Here is a 10,901-nt window from a genome sequence, read left to right as displayed (position 1 = left end):
GGGTGGGACGGAGTCCCATCGCGAAGCGACGCCGAAGGCGCCCTTGACTTTGGAGGGGCGGCCCCGTACGCAGCGCCGCCCCCACCACAATTCCCGGCATCAGAAGAGACCGAGTCGTCCAAACCTTGATCGATGGCCACGACCTTCGGCCTCTAACGTCGACGAAATCCTGCGTGAAGCGAAGCTTGCTACGTCCTGTCGCCAACGGCCAGCCGTGAACGGCAATGAACTCGTCCCGCCGAATATGGGGGTGAATTTCGGAGAGTCGTTCGAGCAAACATGGCTGCGACGCCTACCGCCCTTGCCGTTGCACTTCCGCGAGCGTTCCTCCATAGCGTTGCGGGACCTGCATCTTGCCCGTCCTGGATGGACTGCTCATCGAGGTCTCGTTCAACTGCGTGGAGCGGGGCGCGGCGCCGTCTGCGCTTAGCGGATCAGCCACGCGCCAGAACCATCCGGTGTGACTGGGCGCGAGCGAGCCGCGCTGAACCCGCGGTCCGGAGTCGGGCGAGCTTGGCGATGAGCCGGCATCCATGTCAGCCCGGCGGCTCGCGGTCAGCGGCCCGTCGTGCCGTCCACGAGCTCGCGGAGGATGTCGGCGTGGCCCGCGTGGCGGCCAGTCTCCTCGATCATGTGGGTCAGGGCCCAGCGGACGCTCGGGGCGGGACGTCCCGGGCGGGGACGCGGGAGCGGTGCGGCGAGGTCGGTACAGCCGTCCAGCACCTCGTTCGCGCGGTCGACCGCCTCCCGGTATCCGGCGACGACCTCGGGCACTCCGGCAACCGTCTTGAACGTCGCCTGCCAGTCGGTGACCTCGTCGCCTAGGAAGAGCGAGCGCTCTACGTGCGTCAGATGGTTGAGCAGGCCGATCAGGTTCGTCCCCGACGGCACCATGGCCGTCCGCACCTGCGGTTCTGGGGCTCCGTCGACCTTCGCGGCGATCGAGGCGCGGAGGTAGTCGAGGAATCCGCGCAGGACTTCGGCCTCGCTGCTTTCCGTCCGGGGCGGCGGGGTGTCGCGGCGGCGCCTGCGGCCGGTCGTGGACGGCATGGTGACTCCCCCTCATCGAGGACGCGCGGCGGCCGGACGGTCACCGCGCTTTCAGCCTTCCCAACCAGCCACGATCAGGCGTGGAGTCTTGCCATTCCAGCAAAGCCCTCAGGAGCACTGAAGCCCCCGGAGGCAGTCAGAGATCGGGTCCTTACATGGGACGAGCCCTGGCCGGATCCGGCCAGGGCTCGTCGATGTGAAGTCGGGTCAGATGAGGCCGAGCTTGCGGACGGCGTCGCGCTCCTCGGAGAGCTCGTTGACGGACGCGTCGATCCGGGCGCGGGAGAAGTCGTCGATCTCCAGGCCCTGGACGATCTCCCACTTGCCGTCCTTGGTGGTGACCGGGAAGGACGAGATGAGGCCCTCGGGGACGCCGTAGGAGCCGTCCGACACGACCGCCATGGAGGTCCAGTCGCCGTCGGCGGTGCCGTTCACCCAGGTGTGGACGTGGTCGATCGCGGCGGACGCGGCGGACGCCGCCGAGGACGCGCCGCGCGCCTCGATGATCGCGGCGCCGCGCTTGGCGACGGTCGGGATGAAGTCGTTCTCCAGCCACGCCTGGTCGTTGACCGTCGCGGCGGCGTTCTTCCCGCCGATCTCGGCGTGGAAGATGTCCGGGTACTGGGTGGCGGAGTGGTTGCCCCAGATCGTCATCTTCTTGATGTCGGCGACGGACACGCCGGCCTTCTTGGAGAGCTGGGCGAGCGCGCGGTTGTGGTCGAGGCGCGTCATCGCGGTGAAGCGCTCGGCGGGGACGTCCGGCGCGTGCGACTGCGCGATCAGGGCGTTGGTGTTGGCCGGGTTGCCGACCACCAGGACCTTCACGTCGTCGGCGGCGCCCGCGTTGATGGCCTCGCCCTGCGGCTTGAAGATGCCGCCGTTGGCCTCCAGCAGGTCGCCGCGCTCCATGCCCTTCGTGCGCGGGCGGGCGCCGACGAGCAGGGCGACGTTCGCGCCCTCGAACGCCTTGGTCGCGTCGTCGAAGATGTCGATGCCGGACAGCAGCGGGAACGCGCAGTCGTCCAGCTCCATCGCGGTGCCCTCGGCGGCCTTCACCGCCTGCGGGATCTCCAGCAGGCGCAGGCGGACGGGGACGTCCGCGCCGAGGAGGTGCCCGGACGCGATGCGGAACAGCAGCGCGTAGCCGATCTGGCCCGCGGCGCCGGTAACGGTGACGGTGACTGGGGTGCGCGTCATTGTCCTTCTTCTCCTGCAGTGACCTGACGGGGCTCAGGCGGCCATCCTTCGTACCCGACCGCCGAAGCCGCGCCGCCGCGGTTTCTCTCGCCGTCGAGATAGTTCCGGCCTCAGGCTATCGCGCGTCCCCTACCCGCCGGCGCGCAGGTGCACCCCCCGGCATGCCTCCCGCGCGAAAGGCCGCCCCGGACGGATCCGGGACGGCCTTCTCCCCGCATGGGCGGGGAGCAACTCCGCACTCGGTCTAACGAAAAGCGATCACTCGGTCGCTAGACGTTGACCTTCTTCTGGAGGTTCGTGTCGAGGGCCTCCAGGAACTGCTGCGTCGTCAGCCACGGCGTGTCGTTCCCGACCAGGAGGGCCAGGTCCTTGGTCATCTGGCCGTGCTCGACGGTCTCGATGCAGACCTCTTCGAGGGACCGCGCGAAGCCGATGAGCTCCTTGTTGCCGTCGAGCTTGCCGCGGTGCTCGAGGCCGCGGGTCCAGGCGAAGATGGACGCGATCGGGTTGGTCGACGTCGGCTTGCCCTGCTGGTGCTGGCGGTAGTGCCGGGTCACCGTGCCGTGCGCGGCCTCGGCCTCGACGGTCTTGCCGTCCGGGGTCATGAGGACGGACGTCATGAGGCCGAGGGAGCCGAAGCCCTGGGCGAGGGTGTCGGACTGGACGTCGCCGTCGTAGTTCTTGGCGGCCCAGACGAACCCGCCCTCCCACTTGAGCGCCGCGGCGACCATGTCGTCGATGAGGCGGTGCTCGTAGGTGAGGCCCTTGGCCTCGAACTCGGCCTTGAACTCGGTCTCGTAGATCTCCTGGAAGAGGTCCTTGAACCGGCCGTCGTAGGCCTTGAGGATCGTGTTCTTCGTGGACATGTACAGCGGCATCTCGCGGTTGAGCGCGTACCGCATGCTCGTCCGGGCGAAGTCGCGGATCGAGTCGTCGTAGTTGTACATGCCCATGGCCACGCCGCCGCCGGGGAAGTCCGCGATCTCGAACTCCATCGGCTCGCCCTCGTCGGACGGGGTGTAGGTGATCGTCACCTTGCCGGGGCCGGGGACGACGAAGTCGGTGGCCTTGTACTGGTCGCCGTGGGCGTGGCGGCCGATGATGATCGGCTTGGTCCAGCCGGGCACCAGGCGCGGGATGTTGGAGACCACGATCGGCTCGCGGAAGATCACGCCGCCCAGGATGTTGCGGATCGTCCCGTTCGGGGACCGCCACATCTTCTTCAGGCCGAACTCCTCGACGCGCGCCTCGTCGGGGGTGATGGTGGCGCACTTGACGCCGACGCCGTGCTCCTTGATGGCGTTCGCGGCGTCGATGGTGACCTGGTCGTCCGTGGCGTCACGGTGCTCGATCCCCAGGTCGTAGTACTTCAGGTCCACATCGAGGTAGGGCAGGATCAGCTGGTCCTTGATGAATTTCCAGATGATCCGCGTCATTTCGTCGCCGTCGAGTTCGACGACCGGGCCCGTTACTTTGATCTTGGGCATGCTGTTGCTGTCCCTTTCCTACACCTGGCCAGCTGGCGAGGCCTTCCCATCCTCGGCGGGCATGGCGGTGTCTCGGGCCGCCGGGATCGCCGGACGAAAAGGACTCAAGTCCTTGTAAGGCTCAACTGGCTAGGCTAGCCGAGCCGGTCATGCGGTCTAGACCTGGCCTGGCTCGGCGGCCCTCCACCTGCGCGGACGCGTCAGGACGGCGGCCCGTTCCCGGGCGGGGCACCGCCGGGCGGGCCGGACGCGGCGGAGGCGGACGCGGCGCGGCGGCCGGCGATGAGCAGGCGCAGGCCGCGGGCCGCGGCGGTGAGCGCGATCACGATGCCGAACGCGCCCGCGAGGGACAGGCCGGTCTTGTTCATCGGCGGGACGCTCAGCGAGACGAACGCCACCATCTCCCCCATGATCACGAGCGTCCAGCAGTCGACGGAGCGGCTGCGGACGGCGAGCGGGCCGAGCTGCGACTCGGGCAGCAGCAGCCGGGCGAGGGCGCCGATGAGCAGGGCGGCGGCCATCAGGCCGGAGCCCTTGCGGAAGTAGTTGAAGGCGCACAGCGTCAGGCCGGCGCCGACCCCGCTGAGCACGAGCAGGTACGGCAGCTGCGCCAGCCAGTGCGGCGCGGCGCCCCCGCGGCGCGGCGCGCGCCGCCGGCGCCGGTGCACCTGAGTGCTCATGGCCCTCACGGTATCGCCGATCGCGCCCCGGGACGACATCGCGTGAGCCCCGGGACGACATCGCGTAAGCCACTGGACGACACCGCGGGAGCCGCTGGACGCCTTCGCGCCGGCACCGGACGGCACCGCGCCGGCACCGCACCGATGCCGCACCAACGCCGAACCGGTGCCATCGACGACTCCTTCGCGGGCGCCGCCCGGGTGGAACGGTCCGTCTTGTCGTCCCAAGCGGGGAAAAGGGGTGGGACGGATGGTGCCCGGGTGATGCCCGAGAGGCCGGAATCCCTTGCGCCATCGGTGCTACTCGCCAGTAGGAGGGTGTGACGGCACGGCGCCCGGGTAACCCGGCAGACAGGGGTCGCTAACTAGCTGGGAGGACTGCCGTGGAGGGGCCGTTCATGCGGATCGAGGACAGCGGGCTGGTGATGCCGCTGCGCCCCGACGTTACGACGGTCGGGAGAGGGAGAGGAGTCGACGTACGCCTCGACGACCCGAGTGTGTCCCGTTTGCACGCAGAAATCGTCCGACGCGGTCCGTACGTCTACGTGGTGGACATGGGCCTGTCCCGCAACGGGACGCGCGTCAACGGCCGGCCGATCGCCCGCCGTGTGCTGGAGGACGGTGACGTCGTGAGCTTCGGCACGGCGCGCTGCCGGTTGGGGGGCATCCCCCGTGAGGAGGTCGACCCGGACGTCGAACTGCGGCGCGCCGTCGCGCCCGAGCTCACCCGCCGCGAGGTCGACGTGCTGACCTCGCTGTGCCGACCCGCCCTGTCCGACGAGGCGTTCGTGGCCCCCGCCACGGCGCGCGACATCGCCGGCGAGCTGGTCGTCACGGAGGCGGCCGTCAAGCAGCACCTGCTGCGCCTCTACCAGAAGTTCCGCATCCCCGAGGGCGCCAACCGGCGCACGCGGCTCGCCAACGAGGTCATCGCGATGGGCCTCGTCCGCCCGCTGCCGCCGGTGCACGTCCCGCACCAGGGGCGTCCCCCGATGGACGGCCGGGTCCCCGGGGTCCGGGCCACCGGGGAGACGCGCCGGCCCGGCGCGCCGGGGCACGGCCACGGGCCGGGCCGTCCGGCGCCCAGCACGGCGGGACGGAGGGCCAGTTGAGCTGAGCCCGCGGTCGCCCTCCCGGCAGCGCGCAACATGAGGGCGATCGCTTGACCCCCTGCCGGGCCGCGCAGGTGACGGCGCGGCCACGGCCGGGAAACGTGCGGAGGGCCGCCGCCTCGGTGCTGGGGCGGCGGCCCTTGCGGTGCCTGGGAGAATGCGTCAGAGGCTCTGCTCGGCGGCCTCGACGACGTTCGCGAGCAGCATGGCGCGCGTCATCGGGCCGACGCCGCCGGGGTTGGGCGCGACCCAGCCGGCGACGTCGCGGACGTCGGCGGCGACGTCCCCGGCGAGCTTGCCGTCCACCCGGGAGACGCCCACGTCGAGGACGGCCGCGCCCGGCTTCACCATGTCGGCGGTGATCAGGCCGGGGACGCCGGCGGCGGCCACGACGATGTCGGCCTTGCGGGTGTGCGCGGCGAGGTCGCGGGTGGCGGTGTGGCACAGCGTCACGGTGGCGTTCTCGGTGCGGCGGGTCAGCAGCAGGCCGAGCGACCGCCCGACCGTGATGCCGCGGCCGACGACGGTGACCTCGGCGCCCTTGATCGGGACGTCGAAGCGGCGCAGCAGCTCGATGATGCCCTTCGGCGTGCAGGGCAGCGGGCCCGGCTGCATCAGCACGAGCCGCCCCAGGTTCGTCGGGTGCAGGCCGTCGGCGTCCTTGGCCGGGTCGATGCGCTCCAGCACGCGCTGCTCGTCCAGGCCCTTCGGCAGCGGGAGCTGGACGATGTAGCCGGTGCAGGCCGGGTCGGCGTTCAGCTCGGCGACGGCCCGCTCCACGTCGTCCTGGGTGGCGGTGGCGGGCAGGTCGCGGCGGATGCTCTCGATGCCGACCTCGGCACAGTCGCGGTGCTTCATGTTGACGTAGGAGTGGCTGCCCGGGTCGTCGCCGACCAGCACCGTGCCGAGCCCGACGGACACGCCGCGGTCGCGGAGCGCCTCGACGCGCACCTTGAGGTTCGAGCGGATCTCGGCGGCCGTGGCCTTGCCGTCCAGAATCTGTGCCGTCATGCGTTCCTCCGCGTGGATCTCGCCGTAGGGCCCGCGGGACCGGGCCCGGCTCACGGTCCCGTCCACCCAGGCGCGCGGTGTCCGGACTGTCGTTCGCTCCCCGGTGGTGATCCACCTTGCCTGCGCCAGTCGCGTGAAAACCCATGGTAACGGTCGAGTGGCACGTGGAAATCGGCGCCAAGTGGCTCTGCCGGTGCCCCTTCCCCGGCTTCTACGGTCGTGCACATGAGCGACGCATGGTTCGAACGGCCCGTCCTGACCGGGCAGTACGTGCGGCTGGAGCCGCTGTCCCCGGCGCACGCCGAGGGACTGTTCGAGGCGTCGAAGGACCCGGAGGTGTGGGCCTGGCTGAGCGAGCGGCAGCCGGCGACGGCCGGGGAGATGGGCGTGCTCGTCGACAGGGCCCTGGCCGACTGCGAGCGCCGCGTCCGGCTCCCCTGGGTCCAGATCGACACCGCGACCGGGGAGGTCGCCGGGACGACGTCGTACTACGAGGTCACCCCGTCCCACCGGGGGCTGTGCATCGGCCACACCTGGCTCGGCGCGCGCTGGCAGCGGACGGGGCTCAACACGGAGGCGAAGCTGCTCCTGCTCGGGCGGGCGTTCGACGAGCTGGGCGCGATCAGGGTCGGCTGGCACACGCACGTCCGGAACGCGCGGTCTCGGGCGGCGATCGAGCGGCTCGGCGCGGCGTTCGAGGGCGTCCACCGCAAGCACCGGATCCGGCCGGACGGGTCGGTCCGCGACACCGCCGTGTACGGGATGACGGACAACGACTGGCCCGCGGCGGCGGCCGCGCTCAAGGCGAGGCTGCGCTAGCGAAGCGCCGGCGGTCGCGCCAGTCCTCCGAGCGTCGGCGGGTGCGCTAGTCCTCCGAGCGCTGGCGCCAGGCGAGGACGCGGTCGGTGCCGTGCCAGCCGAGCTGGGCGGCCAGCAGGGCGGCCAGGAACGCGGCGGCCAGCCCGATCATCTGCCGGGAGTCCATCAGCAGCGATTCGACCAGGTACACCGAGCGCAGTATCGCGGCGAGCAGCACGTCCATCGCGCCTCCAACACGGAATGCCCGCGCCGGGGGTCATGGGAGGGTGAGGGCGCGGTCCGGGCCGAGGCTACCCGCCGGAAAAAGTAAAGAAGACGGCGGTAAACCCGGTGCGGCACGTGTCCCGCGCCACACCGGGCGAACCGCCGGTCACCGGAGGCGTCAGTGGAAGAAGTGCCGGACGCCGGTGAAGTACAGGCTGATGCCGGCCTTCTCCGCCGCCTCGATGACCTTGTCGTCGTTGACGGACCCGCCGGGCTCGACGATCGCCTTCACGCCCGCCTCGGTCAGCACCTCCAGGCCGTCCGGGAACGGGAAGAACGCGTCGGACGCGCCCACGGCGGACGCGGCGCGCTCCGCGCCGGCCCGCGCGACCGCGAGCTTGGCGGAGTCGACCCGGTTGACCTGGCCCATGCCGACGCCGACGGTCGCGCCGTCCGCGGCCAGCAGGATCGCGTTGGACTTGACCGAGCGGATCGCCCGCCACGCGAACGCCAGGTCGCGCAGCGTCGCCTCGTCCACGGCCGCGCCGGTCTTCAGCTCCCAGGTGGACGGGTCGTCGCCGGGCGCGTCCACGGCGTCGACGCCCTGCACCAGCAGGCCGCCGTCGATGCGCCGGTGCTCGACCGCGCCGGCCGGGGCGTCCGGGCAGACCAGCAGCCGGACGTTCTTGAACCGGTCCTTCAGCACGGTGACGGCCTCATCGTCGAAGGACGGGGCGATCACGACCTCGGCGAAGCTCTCGGTGACCTGCCGGGCCATCGCGGCGGTGACCGGGCGGTTCGCCGCGATCACGCCGCCGTAGGCGGACACCGGGTCGCAGGCGTGCGCCTTGCGGTGCGCCTCGGCGATGTCGGCGCCGACCGCGATGCCGCACGGGTTGGCGTGCTTGATGATCGCGACGCAGGGCTCGGTGAAGTCGTAGGCGGCGCGGCGGGCGGCGTCGGTGTCCACGTAGTTGTTGTAGGACATCTCCTTGCCGTACAGCTGCTCCGCGCCCGCCAGGCCGGTCTCGCCCGGGGAGCGGTACAGGGCGGCGCGCTGGTGCGGGTTCTCGCCGTACCGGAGGGTGTTCGAACGCTCCCAGGTGGCGCCGAGGAAGTCGGGCCAGCCGGTGCCGGCGGCGGTCTCGTCGGGGGCGTAGGCGCCCGCGAACCAGGAGGCCACGGCCACGTCGTAGGACGCGGTGTGCGCGAACGCCAGCGCGGCGAGGCGGCGCCGCTCCTCCAGGGTGAAGCCGCCGGCCTTCACCGCGTCCAGGACCGTCCCGTAGGCGGACGGGTCGACGACGACGGAGACGCTCGCGTGGTTCTTCGCGGCGGCGCGGACCATGGTCGGGCCGCCGATGTCGATCTGCTCGACGCACTCGTCCGGCTTGGCGCCCGAGTTGACGGTGTCGGCGAACGGGTACAGGTTCGCGACCACCAGGTCGAACGGCTCCACTGCGAGGTCGTCGAGCTGCTGGAGGTGGTCCTCCTTGCGGCGGTCGGCGAGCAGCCCCGCGTGGATCCTGGGGTGCAGGGTCTTGACCCGGCCGTCCAGGCACTCGGGGAACCCGGTGAGCTTCTCCACCTTCATCACCGGGACGCCGGCGGCGGAGATCCGGCCGGCCGTCGACCCGGTCGAGACGAGCTCCACCCCCGCCTCGTGGAGGCCGCGGGCCAGCTCCTCCAGCCCGGTCTTGTCGTACACGCTGATCAGCGCGCGCTTAATCGCCACCCGACTCACCGGCCGAGCTCCCCTCATGGTCGTCGGAAGATTCACCACAGGTCCTGCACTTCATCGAGACCCGCCTGCCGCGCGCGGTCCAGCCGTCGCGGGCGAGGCGTCCGACGACGTCGACGAGGAGCCGGCGCTCCACCCGCTTGATGCGCTCGTGCAGGGAGTCTTCGTCGTCATGCCAGCCCACGGGGACGGTCTCCTGGGCGATGACGGGTCCGGTGTCCACGCCTTCGTCGACGAAGTGAACGGTACAGCCCGTGACCTTCACGCCGTAGGCCAGGGCGTCCCGTACGGCGTGCGCGCCGGGGAACGAGGGCAGCAGCGCGGGATGGGTGTTGACCGTGCGGCCGCCGAACCGGGCCAGGAAGCGGGGGCCGAGGATCTTCATGAAGCCGGCGGAGACGACGAGGTCGGGCTCGTGCGCGGCGACGGCCGCGGTCAGCGCCGCGTCCCACTCCTCGCGGGACGGGAAATCCGGAACGCAGACCGTAAAAGTGGGCAAACCCACACGTTCCGCTCGCTCGGTTCCGGCGATACCGGGGCGGTCCGCCCCCACGGCCACGACTTCGGCACCGTAGGCTGGATCCGCGCACGCGTCGAGCAGCGCTTGTAGGTTGGTCCCCGCGCCGGAGACGAGGACGACGAGCCGGGCGGACACCATGACTCCCCGGTGAACGTTGACGGGATGTGCGGCCACCACGAAGCCTATCGGGCCGGTTCGGCGCCGCTTCACCGCAGATCCGCCCGAATCGGTCGGCGGATCCCCACCCCACGGGCCAGGAGGAGACGAAGAGTGAGCGAGCAGCAGGGCCGCGAGGCCCGTCCCGAGGACCGCCCGGACGGGCGGCCGGCGGGAGAGCCGCCCGCGGGGCCGTCGCAGGCGCGGCAGGCCGGCGTGCGGGCCCTGTGGCTCGGCGGCGTCGCGCTGCTGACCGCGCTGTTCTTCTACCCGCTCGGCCTCGTGCTCGGCGTCGCCGCGCTCGTCGTCGGGATCAAGGCCCGCCGGCAGGCCCGCGCGGACCGCGACACCGTGCCCGGCGCCCTCCCCGGCATGGTGATGGGCGCCATCGGCCTCGGCATGTCGCTGGTGATGGTCGCGATGGCGGTCTTCCTGCGGACGGAGTTCAGCGGCTACTGGGACTGCGTCAACGCCGCCAACACCCACACCGACCGGCAGGTGTGCCAGGACGAGTACTACCCGAAGATCGAGAAGAAGCTCGACCTGCCGCCCGGCTGGATGGAGGAGTACGGGCACCTGCTCTGAGCGCCCCCTCTGGCTGGAGCCGCCGCTAGTCGTCCCGCTCGGGCTCCTCGCGCAGGACGTAGATGGCGCCGCCCCGGTTCTCGGTGCGGTTCGGGTCGGCGCGGGGCGGCGGGACGGCGCGGCGCGGCTCCGCGGGCTCGGGCTCGGGCTCGTCCACGAGATGGCCCTCGACGACGATCGTGCCGTCGCCCGACGGCTCCGCCGGTTCGGGGGCGGGGGCGGGCGCGGGCCGCTCCTCGGCCAGGAGGCCCGGCACGAGACCTGCGTGTTCCCGAGCTGCAACCAGCCAACCCACCGCTGCGACCTCGACCACACGGTCCCGTGGCGGCCCGGGACCAC

12 protein-coding genes and 1 riboswitch are annotated in these 10,901 nt (G+C 71.5%); of the genes, 3 read left to right on the top strand and 9 right to left on the bottom strand.

Going from position 1 to position 10,901, the window contains the following annotated elements:
• Positions 1-555: 555 nt before the first annotated feature.
• The 4 genes from AB0K34_RS44250 to AB0K34_RS44235 form a co-directional block, all read right to left on the bottom strand.
• Positions 556-1,050 carry a DinB family protein gene (locus AB0K34_RS44250; protein WP_364554513.1) on the bottom strand — a complete coding sequence of 165 codons (495 nt, stop codon included), beginning with the start codon at positions 1,048-1,050 and terminating at the stop codon, positions 556-558.
• 207 nt (positions 1,051-1,257) lie between these two features.
• Positions 1,258-2,247 (bottom strand): malate dehydrogenase, encoded by a 990-nt coding sequence (locus AB0K34_RS44245; protein WP_138639639.1) that lies wholly within the window; start codon positions 2,245-2,247, stop codon positions 1,258-1,260.
• 269 nt (positions 2,248-2,516) lie between these two features.
• Entirely contained in the window at positions 2,517-3,734 is a 1,218-nt protein-coding gene (locus AB0K34_RS44240; protein WP_138639640.1) for an NADP-dependent isocitrate dehydrogenase, read from the bottom strand.
• 200 nt (positions 3,735-3,934) lie between these two features.
• Positions 3,935-4,414: a DUF3017 domain-containing protein gene (locus AB0K34_RS44235; protein WP_364554510.1), complete on the bottom strand. Its 480-nt coding sequence runs from the start codon at positions 4,412-4,414 to the stop codon at positions 3,935-3,937.
• 383 nt (positions 4,415-4,797) lie between these two features.
• Between AB0K34_RS44235 and AB0K34_RS44230 the strand changes: the two genes are divergently transcribed.
• The gene (locus tag AB0K34_RS44230) at positions 4,798-5,526 is read left to right on the top strand and encodes an FHA domain-containing protein (protein ID WP_089324361.1); all 729 of its coding nucleotides are present in this window, start codon (positions 4,798-4,800) and stop codon (positions 5,524-5,526) included.
• 162 nt (positions 5,527-5,688) lie between these two features.
• On the opposite strand, the gene AB0K34_RS44225 is transcribed toward AB0K34_RS44230, so the two are convergent.
• Positions 5,689-6,537 carry a bifunctional methylenetetrahydrofolate dehydrogenase/methenyltetrahydrofolate cyclohydrolase gene (locus AB0K34_RS44225; RefSeq protein WP_138639643.1) on the bottom strand — a complete coding sequence of 283 codons (849 nt, stop codon included), beginning with the start codon at positions 6,535-6,537 and terminating at the stop codon, positions 5,689-5,691.
• A gap of 57 nt (positions 6,538-6,594) precedes the next feature.
• Positions 6,595-6,680: riboswitch (ZMP/ZTP riboswitch) on the bottom strand.
• An 82-nt stretch (positions 6,681-6,762) separates the two neighbouring features.
• Between AB0K34_RS44225 and AB0K34_RS44220 the strand changes: the two genes are divergently transcribed.
• Positions 6,763-7,356: a GNAT family protein gene (locus AB0K34_RS44220; protein WP_364554508.1), complete on the top strand. Its 594-nt coding sequence runs from the start codon at positions 6,763-6,765 to the stop codon at positions 7,354-7,356.
• A 46-nt stretch (positions 7,357-7,402) separates the two neighbouring features.
• Here AB0K34_RS44220 and AB0K34_RS44215 read toward each other — a convergent pair whose 3' ends face one another.
• The 3 genes from AB0K34_RS44215 to purN all read right to left on the bottom strand — a co-directional run bounded on the left by AB0K34_RS44215 (position 7,403) and on the right by purN (position 9,959).
• Positions 7,403-7,579: a hypothetical protein gene (locus tag AB0K34_RS44215; RefSeq protein ID WP_171069281.1), complete on the bottom strand. Its 177-nt coding sequence runs from the start codon at positions 7,577-7,579 to the stop codon at positions 7,403-7,405.
• Positions 7,580-7,738: 159 nt separating this feature from the next.
• The gene (gene purH / locus AB0K34_RS44210) at positions 7,739-9,304 is read right to left on the bottom strand and encodes a bifunctional phosphoribosylaminoimidazolecarboxamide formyltransferase/IMP cyclohydrolase (protein WP_364554506.1); all 1,566 of its coding nucleotides are present in this window, start codon (positions 9,302-9,304) and stop codon (positions 7,739-7,741) included.
• The gene (purN, locus tag AB0K34_RS44205; protein ID WP_138639646.1) at positions 9,285-9,959 is read right to left on the bottom strand and encodes a phosphoribosylglycinamide formyltransferase; all 675 of its coding nucleotides are present in this window, start codon (positions 9,957-9,959) and stop codon (positions 9,285-9,287) included. Before purN ends, purH begins: the two co-directional genes overlap by 20 nt.
• Positions 9,960-10,091: 132 nt before the next feature.
• On the opposite strand from purN, the gene AB0K34_RS44200 reads away from it, so the two are divergent.
• Positions 10,092-10,562, top strand: coding sequence for a DUF4190 domain-containing protein (locus tag AB0K34_RS44200; RefSeq protein ID WP_301174209.1), 471 nt, complete (start codon positions 10,092-10,094; stop codon positions 10,560-10,562).
• A gap of 25 nt (positions 10,563-10,587) precedes the next feature.
• Here the strand turns inward: AB0K34_RS44200 and AB0K34_RS44195 are convergent, their stop codons facing one another.
• Positions 10,588-10,818 (bottom strand): hypothetical protein, encoded by a 231-nt coding sequence (locus tag AB0K34_RS44195; RefSeq protein ID WP_364554504.1) that lies wholly within the window; start codon positions 10,816-10,818, stop codon positions 10,588-10,590.
• Between the last annotated feature and the right edge of the window lie 83 nt (positions 10,819-10,901).

The organism is Actinomadura sp. NPDC049382 (genome assembly GCF_040677125.1).
Classification (GTDB): Bacteria; Actinomycetota; Actinomycetes; order Streptosporangiales; family Streptosporangiaceae; genus Spirillospora; species Spirillospora geliboluensis.
The sequence above is the reverse complement of the archived record's forward strand: the minus strand, read 5'-3'. Positions and strand labels throughout refer to the sequence as shown.